Origin of the sequence: Sporosarcina sp. E16_3 (genome assembly GCF_017347125.1) — a bacterium.
GTDB lineage: Bacteria > Bacillota > Bacilli > Bacillales_A > Planococcaceae > Sporosarcina.
Window position 1 is genome coordinate 90,996 of record NZ_JADPRX010000010.1, and the last position, 8,750, is coordinate 99,745.

Annotated in this window: 9 protein-coding genes and 1 rRNA gene; 7 read left to right on the plus strand and 3 right to left on the minus strand. The window is 41.7% G+C overall.

What is annotated here, in order from left to right:
- Window positions 1–75 precede the first annotated feature (75 nt).
- Together I2483_RS08590 and nikC are read left to right on the plus strand one after the other, a co-directional pair.
- The gene (locus tag I2483_RS08590; RefSeq protein WP_186673625.1) at window positions 76–1,080 is read left to right on the plus strand and encodes an ABC transporter permease; all 1,005 of its coding nucleotides are present in this window, start codon (window positions 76–78) and stop codon (window positions 1,078–1,080) included.
- Between the two features lie 17 nt (window positions 1,081–1,097).
- Window positions 1,098–2,021 carry a nickel transporter permease gene (gene nikC / locus I2483_RS08595; protein ID WP_207175319.1) on the plus strand — a complete coding sequence of 308 codons (924 nt, stop codon included), beginning with the start codon at window positions 1,098–1,100 and terminating at the stop codon, window positions 2,019–2,021.
- Between the two features lie 50 nt (window positions 2,022–2,071).
- Here the strand turns inward: nikC and I2483_RS08600 are convergent, their stop codons facing one another.
- Window positions 2,072–3,154: an FUSC family protein gene (locus I2483_RS08600; protein ID WP_186673623.1), complete on the minus strand. Its 1,083-nt coding sequence runs from the start codon at window positions 3,152–3,154 to the stop codon at window positions 2,072–2,074.
- 251 nt (window positions 3,155–3,405) lie between these two features.
- A complete protein-coding gene (locus tag I2483_RS08605; protein ID WP_218624907.1) occupies window positions 3,406–4,710 on the minus strand; it encodes a glutamate-1-semialdehyde 2,1-aminomutase in 1,305 nt (434 codons plus the stop codon).
- Window positions 4,711–4,836: 126 nt separating this feature from the next.
- On the opposite strand from I2483_RS08605, the gene bcp reads away from it, so the two are divergent.
- The 3 genes from bcp (at window position 4,837) to perR (ending at window position 6,847) form a co-directional block, all read left to right on the plus strand.
- Window positions 4,837–5,313 (plus strand): thioredoxin-dependent thiol peroxidase, encoded by a 477-nt coding sequence (bcp, locus tag I2483_RS08610; RefSeq protein ID WP_207175321.1) that lies wholly within the window; start codon window positions 4,837–4,839, stop codon window positions 5,311–5,313.
- Between the two features lie 14 nt (window positions 5,314–5,327).
- Window positions 5,328–6,272 (plus strand): D-2-hydroxyacid dehydrogenase, encoded by a 945-nt coding sequence (locus tag I2483_RS08615; RefSeq protein WP_207175323.1) that lies wholly within the window; start codon window positions 5,328–5,330, stop codon window positions 6,270–6,272.
- Between the two features lie 131 nt (window positions 6,273–6,403).
- A complete protein-coding gene (gene perR / locus I2483_RS08620; protein WP_186673619.1) occupies window positions 6,404–6,847 on the plus strand; it encodes a peroxide-responsive transcriptional repressor PerR in 444 nt (147 codons plus the stop codon).
- 49 nt (window positions 6,848–6,896) lie between these two features.
- Here perR and I2483_RS08625 read toward each other — a convergent pair whose 3' ends face one another.
- Window positions 6,897–7,277, minus strand: coding sequence for a YgzB family protein (locus I2483_RS08625; protein ID WP_186673611.1), 381 nt, complete (start codon window positions 7,275–7,277; stop codon window positions 6,897–6,899).
- A 126-nt stretch (window positions 7,278–7,403) separates the two neighbouring features.
- Here I2483_RS08625 and I2483_RS08630 point away from each other — a divergent pair, with 126 nt between their 5' ends.
- The gene (locus I2483_RS08630) at window positions 7,404–8,267 is read left to right on the plus strand and encodes a nucleotidyltransferase-like protein (RefSeq protein WP_186673609.1); all 864 of its coding nucleotides are present in this window, start codon (window positions 7,404–7,406) and stop codon (window positions 8,265–8,267) included.
- 417 nt (window positions 8,268–8,684) lie between these two features.
- Window positions 8,685–8,750: ribosomal RNA gene (locus I2483_RS08635) — 16S ribosomal RNA — on the plus strand; the annotation flags it as partial.

The following is an 8,750-nucleotide window of genomic DNA, read 5'->3' on the forward strand; positions in this document are numbered from 1 at the left end:
TTGGATTTCTCCCTTTTTCCTTTCGTTAGATGAATACATAATAGGTGGATAGTAGAGTTGGAGAGGTGAAAACTTATGCTCAGTTACATTGGAAAAAGAATGTTGCAGCTCATTCCTGTCCTGCTTGGGATGACGTTTCTCGTATTTATGATTATTCGTGCAATCCCCGGTAATCCCGCACAGATGATACTTGGACAACAAGCGACCAAAGAGGCAGTCGAAGCGCTGACAGTGAAGCTAGGTCTTGATAACCCTTGGTATATACAGTACTTCAAATACTTGGGGGATCTTTTCAAAGGGGATCTGGGTGAATCTATGAGAACCCGGGCTCCTGTATCAGATGAAATATGGCCTTATTTAGCAGCTACGTTTGAATTGGCACTGTTTGCCATTGTTATTGCGGTTATCATTGGTATCAATGCGGGAATTATCTCGGCGTGGTTCCAAAATTCTTGGTTTGATTATACGGCGATGATTTTGGCACTTGTCGGTGTGTCAATGCCTATCTTTTGGTTGGGGCTTATGGGGCAATGGGTTTTTGCTGTAGAAAATCCATGGTTACCGACTGGAGGGCGAGAGGAAGTACGAGATCCCATCAGTGCCATAACAAATCTTTATGTACTTGATACAATTATCCAAGGACGCTTTGACCAGTTATGGCAAGTTTTCCGTCACCTTATTTTACCTGGACTGGCACTGGCGACAATTCCTATGGCAATTATCGCGCGGATGACGCGTTCAAGTATGCTCGAAGTAATGCGTTCTGATTATATTCGTACCGCTCGTGCAAAAGGGCAGAAAATGTTTTGGGTAGTTTATAAGCATGCGCTTAAGAATGCTATCATTCCAGTCTTAACAATTATTGGACTCCAAATGGGAATGTTACTTGGCGGTGCGATTTTGACAGAGACAATTTTCGCTTGGCCTGGCGTAGGACGTTATATTTACGATGCCATTGGATACCGAGATTATCCTGTCATTCAGTCATCAATTTTAATTGTGGCACTCTTCTTTGTAATGATTAACTTGTTTGTTGACTTGCTCTATAGTCTGATAGATCCGAGGATTAAATATGATTGAGGAAGGGGGAAGCACTTATGTCTGAATTTGTACCTAAAGCTGATGGAATCGCAAAAAATAAAATTGTAAAAACCGCAGGACCTTGGCGTGAAGCTTGGAATGGCTTTAAAAAGAGTAAAGTGGCAGTTGCCGGTATGGGAATTGTTTTATTCTTTATCCTGCTGGCGGGATTCGGTTTTCTAGCGGAACAAGGTTTTCTTGGCTCAAACATTGGACTACAGGGTATTAACGACCAAAACTTATCGGATCGGCTTCTCCCTCCTTCCAGTGAATATTGGCTTGGCACAGATGATTTTGGAAGAGATATTCTTTCTCGAATTATCCACGGTGCCAGGATATCATTATGGGTTGGTTTCTTTTCTGTTATCGGATCGGTAGTTGTAGGAAGTGCACTTGGTATCATAGCAGGATATTACGGCAGATGGGTTGATACGATTATTTCACGTGTATTCGACGTCATGCTGGCATTTCCTTCTATCTTATTGGCCATTGCAATTGTTTCCGTACTTGGCCCGAATCTACAAAATGCGCTTATTGCAATCGCAGTTATTAATGTGCCGAACTTTGGGAGGCTCATACGTTCAAAGGTATTGAGTATAAAAGAAGATGAATATATTACTGCTGCAAAAGGAATTGGAATGAAAGATGCGAGGATTCTGTTTTCCCACATCTTACCGAACTCTATGGCACCTGTAATTGTTCAAGGAACATTGGCGATTGCAACGGCAATCCTTGAAGCAGCAGCACTCGGGTTTTTGGGACTTGGTGCACAAGCGCCGATGCCGGAGTGGGGGAAAATGTTAGCGGATTCAAAAAACTTCCTTCATTCAGCCCCGTGGACAATGATTTTCCCGGGTATCGCAATTATGCTTACCGTACTGGGCTTTAACTTAATGGGTGATGGTTTACGCGATGCACTCGATCCTAAAATGAAGAGCTAAGAAAAAACGTCCTACACTCCGATGATTTCACCGGGGGGGAGGACGTTTTATTAATAGATTTCTTCGCTTAATTTCGTGTTCACTTTGTTATTATGATACTTCTGAAATAGGATAATCAGTTTGTCAAAGTGTTCAAGTTGTTCTTCATAATTAAAGATAGACGATAGGATATGAAGAAGATGATAGGCGGAAAACTCCTCTTCTTCCTTTGTAAGCGCGATTTCCTTTGCGAATATCTCCATTACTTCATGGCGCTGAATATATTCGTCATTTGGACTCATGCTTACAATGTCAGACTTAAGCTTTCCAACGAACTTCAAATGGAGCTGTTCGTGGTAAGTAAGCAAGGAATCCAAACGTTCCTGTACCATCATTCGGAAATGCTCCGGCAAATCAATCAGTTCATTTTCAAACTGATGAAGCCTTTTTAACACATCGTAACTACTCTTTGAAGTAGCAACCATTTGTCTATAAACGACAAGTTTCCTCGCTTTGTTTCTAGTATTCTTTCTGAAGTAGCTACGTTCCTCTTTAAACAGTGTGTAAAGCTGGTCCACTTGGGAAAGGCGTTCCTTCGATTTCGTCAGTGACTTTTTTGTTGCTATGTGATCGGACGCCTGTCTTCCAGCAAGGCGGGTCCAACGAATGATCTCGTCTTGTGCTTGGTGGATGGACTCAAATAATTTTGTTTCATATTTCGGTGGCATGAACAGCAAGTTCACAACGAAAGCAGCAAGAATACCGATAATCATCGTCAAAAATCTGAGCAATGCAAATGACAGGAACTCATCGCCTTTGATTTCCATTATGGCGATCATCACCACAAGCGCCATCGAAATTGATTTTTCAAGACCCAATTTAATCATGATTAAAATAATGATGACTGCGGCAAGTCCTATAAAGACAAGCTGATTACCGAATAACAGAACAAATAAAACCGCAACGACTGCACCTATCACATTACCTTGAATCTGTTCGATAATTGTTAAATAGGATCTATAGATAGAAGGTTGAATGGCAAAAATAGCCGCGATTCCCGCAAATAATGGATGCGGCATTTGTAAAAGCTCTGCTAGGAACAATGCGAACACTATCGCAATGCCCGTTTTAAAAATGCGGGCACCAAGTATCATAGGGTTTTATCCTTTCTAATCAAATACGCCTTGGCGTATTTGCGCCCAGACTTTTACCAAGCCTGCCCGATAAATTCCACTTAAAAGTCTGTGTCATCCGTCGGAGACTGTAACTTCATTTAGCTAGAGTTTTCCCCCTACCAAGTTGTATGCCTATTTTGCAAATTCCTATCACTTTATAATAGTGGAGGGCTTCCGCTAAATGAAGTTAAAGTTGTTTTTCGCTACTTTACCTTAACTATGCGGTGCGGTCAACCGTTTATAGAAGCCGCAAGCTCTTTGAATGAATGATCGACTGCAACAAGTGTATCCATAATATCTTTTTCAGTATGGGCGGTTGTTAAAAACCACGCTTCATACTTCGAAGGTGCAAGATTAATACCATTTTTCAACATCAGTTTAAAGAACTTGGCGAACACATTGCCGTCTGTAGCTTCAGCCTGTTCGTAGTTTTCTACTTTTACGTCTGTGAAGAATAGCGTAAGGGCTCCCCCAAGACGGTTTGTCGTTAATGTAATTCCGTGCTCTTTTGCAGATTTCACAATTCCCTCTTCAAGGATAGCGCCTAGACGGTCCATTTCTTCATAAATACCAGGCGTTTGAAGAACTTCAAGAAGAGCAATTCCTGCTAACATCGAAGCTGGATTCCCTGCCATTGTCCCTGCTTGATAAGCAGGTCCTAGTGGAGCGACTTGTTCCATAATCTCTTTTTTTCCACCGTAACCGCCAATTGGTAAGCCGCCGCCAATTATTTTTCCGAATGCAGTAAGATCTGGTGTTAATCCGAGCAAATCCTGTGCGCCTCCGTAGTGAAAACGGAATGCAGTAATTACTTCATCATAAACAATCAAAGCGCCTTTTTCGGCTGCGATATCGTGGACGAGTGGAAGGAACCCTTCTTTTGGTTCAACAATGCCGAAGTTCCCAACGATAGGCTCGACTAGAATACATGCAATTTGATCGCCCCATTTTTCCATTGCTTCTATATAAGCATCAGGATCGTTAAATGGAATCGTAATCACTTCTTTAGCAATCGATTCTGGTACACCTGCTGAATCGGGGGTACCTAATGTTGCGGGGCCGGAACCTGCTGCAACAAGTACAAGATCCGAATGACCATGGTAGCAGCCCGCGAATTTCATGATTTTTGTTCGCCCTGTATAGGCACGGGAAACTCGAATTGTCGTCATGACAGCTTCTGTCCCAGAGTTTACAAAGCGTACTTTATCCATTCTAGGCATTGCTTCCTTCAACATTTTTGCAAACTTCACTTCATGTCGAGTAGGTGTCCCGTATAACAGACCTGTTTGCGCTGCTTTAACGATTGCTTCAGTGATATGTGGATGGGCATGCCCCGTAATGATTGGTCCATATGCAGCAAGATAGTCGATATATTTATTGCCGTCAACATCCCAGAAGTAAGCACCTTCTGCGCGTTCCATTACCGTAGGAGCACCGCCGCCAACTGCATGGTATCCGCGTGATGGACTATTTACCCCTCCTACGATATGCTCGCAAGCTTCATTATAGATTAACTCCGAATTCGTTCTTATCATTTCAATTCCCCCGTTCAATTCATTACCCTCTCTATTCTAAACAAAATGAAGCAGATAGCCAAAGAATTTGAAACTAAAGGACGCATTCTGTACGATTAAGGAAAGAATATATTGGAGGAATGGAAAATGACGACACTTGAAGGTATGCAGGCACCGGAGTTTACATTGCCAAATGAGAACGATGAAATGATTTCATTAAAAGACTACGCGGGTGAAAAGTATGTTGTTCTTTATTTTTATCCGAAAGATTCAACGCCTGGATGCACGACACAAGCTTGCGATTTCCGCGATGCGTATGAAGACTTCAGCAAGTTGAATGCAGTAGTTCTTGGGGTGAGCCCGGACGGCGCAGCGTCACATGAGAAATTCATAGGAAAACACGGATTGCCATTTTCCCTTCTTGTTGATGAAGAACACACAGTTGCAGAAAAATATGCTGTTTGGAAGTTGAAGAAGATGTTCGGTAAGGAGTATATGGGTATTGAGCGTTCGACATTTTTGATTGATCCAACGGGGACGGTCGTTAAGGAATGGCGAAAAGTGAAAGTGAAAGGGCATATAGAAGAAGCGCTTGCGACACTAGAGCAACTAACGAAGCCTTGAGAGGGGAATGAGTAATGGAAGTACTATTTACATTTGATATGAAGAAACATCAAGAACAGGGGCTAGTTACAAAGTTCCCTGAAGTGACATTTCATTTCAATAAAAAGCCGGCAGACATAGAAATCCAAACAGCATCAATTATCGTGACATATGGCGGTGATGTAGACGCTGCACTACTCGACAAAGCGAAAGCGTTGAAATGGATTATGGTTGCGTCGGCGGGCGTTGAAAAAATGCCGCTTGCTGAAATAGCTGAGCGCAACATCATCATGTCAAATGTGCGTGGTATTCATAAAACACCGATGGCGGAATCCGTTCTCGCACATATATTATCATTGCAGCGGTCATTACCGCTTATTGACGAAAGGCAACGATCAAATGAATGGAATCGGAAAGTAGGTTCCATTGAATTAAAGGGGTCGACCGCACTTATTTTAGGACCTGGCGCAATTGGTTCTGAAATAGGGCGCTTACTTCAAGCGTTTGGTGTTACGACAATTGGTTGTAACAGATCGGGTAGGGCATGTGAATCGATGGACGAGACTATAAAGTTTGAAGCTTTACTAGATAGAGTGGGTGAAGCAGACTTTATTATTTCTGTTTTACCAAGCACGCCAGAAACAAAAGGGTTACTAACTGAAGGGTATTTCAAGGCCATGAAGGATAACGCGGTTTTCATGAACTTCGGTCGAGGAGACCTGTTTGCTGAACCAATCCTGATAGCTGCATTGAAAAGTAATGAAATCAGGCATGCGGTGCTCGATGTATTTGAAGTAGAGCCGCTACCTGCTGATAATGAACTATGGTCACTTGGAAATTGTACGGTATCACCACATGTTTCAAGTCTTTCCGGGAAGTATGTTGAAAGGGCCCTCGTTATTTTCGAAGAAAACCTGGGCAAGTGGCAACAGGGCAAGCGAGATCTGCTGAACTTGATTGACATGGATCTTGGCTACTAAATTGGAACTATATGAATAGACAAAACTGATGCGGTTCGAACAGCGATTTAGTTGACATATGCACCCTGTTTTAAGTACACTAATGATAATAATTATAAAGTGAGAATCTTTATGGATAGAGGTGCATAGCGATGTCAGAAGTTAGATTGAAAGGCGCGCTGGACACATTGAAAAAAAGTGGTGTCAGAATTACGCCGCAAAGACATGCGATTTTAGAGTATCTTATCTCTTCTGAGTCACATCCAACGGCCGATGATATATATAAAGCACTCGAAGGTGATTTTCCTAACATGAGCGTTGCAACAGTATATAATAATCTTCGTGTGTTCCGAAATGCGGGACTCATTAAGGAACTTACGTATGGAGATGCTTCAAGCCGTTTTGATTTTGTGACTCACGATCACTATCATATCATCTGTGACGAATGCGGAACGATTGTTGATTTTCATCATCCAGGACTAGAAGAGGTTGAGCGCTTAGCTGCTCATGTAACAGGATTCAAAGTGAATTCACACCGTCTAGAAGTATATGGTACATGTCCGTCATGTGTTTCAGGCGTAGCGAATACTAAATAAAAAAAGCGTCCGATACTCCTTCCAGTGAAGGTTGTATCGGACGCTTTTTTTATTCCTTCGAATTCTCTTTTACTGCAGTAGTTTTGCTCTTCGTTCTATTATAAGATTCGTCAAACTCTTTACCTTCTAATGAAGGGTCAAGTGTGAGTGGTTCTCGGCAATGCCCGCACATGTCGACGCGTCCGAGCATTTTCGTATGTTTGCCACAACTAGGACAGACGATTTGAGTGGCTCGCGTGGATAGAGATCCAATCCAAGCATAAACAATCGTACTGCTTAGGATGGCAAGAACGCCAAGAAACATGAATATGAGCATAACAATCTCGTATTTCCTGAAGAAAATCCCGATATACATAATGACGACCCCGGCAAATACTAAAGCAAGGGCGAATGACCGGATCCTATTTATCTTATTTTTATAGGGTTTCATCCAACGTACCTCCTTGATATATCCTCAATTACTATATCATATATTTTGTTTTCTACGTTATTTAACCTTCTTAATAAAGGATATCCTAGCCTCTTCGTCGAAAGGAAATGGCAGGGAGGTGTGTTAGTGGAACAAGTATTAAGACCAATTTATCAGGAGCGGGCAAGTTTTCCGGAGACACTTGGTGTCATTCTTGTAGAAAAGAGAGGGAAAGAGGATCCGATTACAGATACATTCGATGCAATCCTCCTCATCATTACCGCCGACGATGAAATCCCTGTCTTTACGAAACATTACACAGACGGAAATGAGAAAGCTGCAATGCATATAATTAGTGAGAAGCAATTGCGGAAGTGGTTAGTTCTTGGTTCAAAGCGGAAAGTTGTAGATTGGTTATATTACGGAAAGGTCTACTTCGATCGAAATGAGTTCGTTGAAAGACTTAGAATGGAATTGCAGGAGTATCCTTTTGGTGGACGGGATATAAAAATGGGCCTAGAGTTTTCGAAACTTGTAAGAGGATATATGGAAGGTAAAAAGTTTTTTGAAGAAGAAAACTACATGGATGCTTATCATCACGTAGTTAAATCTCTTCATCATCTTGCGAGGCTTGCGGTTATTGAAAACGGATTAATTCCAGAAGTGATGGTATGGTCCCAGGTGAAAAAGGTCGACCCGGCAATTTATAAACTATATGAAGAACTGATTATGAGTGATGAGCCTTTAGAAAAAAGATTAGAACTATTGTTTCTTGCGAGTGAATTTTTCATTCATAATCGGACAGCTGATGGTGCGCGTCATATTAGAGACGTCATGGCGACTCAAGAGCTATGGACGATTCAGGAATTACATGAACACGAAGAGATCAGCATGTATTCAATTGACCTTGAAGTGTTTATTGAATTTCTGATTGATAAAGGATTCATTCTCGTGGTTCAGAGTGATTCGAAAAATGAATTGATCTTCCACAGGGACTATAGAGTAGTATGACTGGCAACAGGGTAATAGGGCGATTTAAATTCGTCCTATTAATCTAGTTGACAAAAGAGTGTGGAGCATGTTATTATAATTCTTGTCGCTTGGGAGGCAAAGCAAATAGCCGCTTGAGAGATGAAATAAAAGTTGGGAAAAGAAATTGAAATTAGTTGTTGACACAAAATGCACGAAATGTTATGATATAAAAGTTGTCACCGAAACAACGACAACGAATAAGTGAGGAACGAAACATAACTCCTCTCCAAATGAACCTTGAAAACTGAACAGCAAAACATCAATGAAATACAGCGAGAGTGCTAACGCACTTGAGCAAAACGTTTCCAATTAAACTAACTTCGGTTGGTTGAAAAGAAACACACACAAGAATCTTCGGATTCAAGTCAGCAAGAAATGAGCTATTCATTTTCTTCTATTATGGAGAGTTTGATCCTGGCTCAGGACGAACGCTGGCGGCATGCCTAATACATGCAAGTCGAG